The organism is Bradyrhizobium sp. Kon58, assembly GCF_055807455.1.
Window position 1 is genome coordinate 1 of the sequence record NZ_JBVVOT010000240.1, and the last position, 347, is coordinate 347.

General features: G+C 62.5%; 1 protein-coding gene. It reads left to right on the forward strand.

The features are described 5' to 3' along the window. On the forward strand, positions 1 to 347 hold a 347-nt coding region (locus AC0L20_RS40285), incomplete at both ends, for a hypothetical protein (protein WP_473295713.1).

The following is a 347-nucleotide window of genomic DNA, read 5'->3' on the forward strand; positions in this document are numbered from 1 at the left end:
GCCTGCAAGGAGCAAAAACGCTGCTGCAAACCACGTTTCGAGAGCTGCAGGTGCTGCGTCAGCAGGGCGGCAATATTGCTTCTTACGCCAAGACCTTTGGCGTCGTCGACGGCGAGATGAAAGTGGCCGGCGCAGCCTCCGGTGTAGTGGGCGTGACGGCCAAGCGCCACGCAGGTCAATGGCATGCCTACGATTTGAAAACCGGGCAGGTCTACGGCCCGCCTCTGAAAGACTTTCGCGCGCTCCAACCGCGCCAGGGCGCCGTGAACGCTGTCGATAATGCCCTGTTCAATCGCTACGCCGTCAGCACGGCGAGGGTGGCCGGGTTAACTCCCGACAGCCAGGGC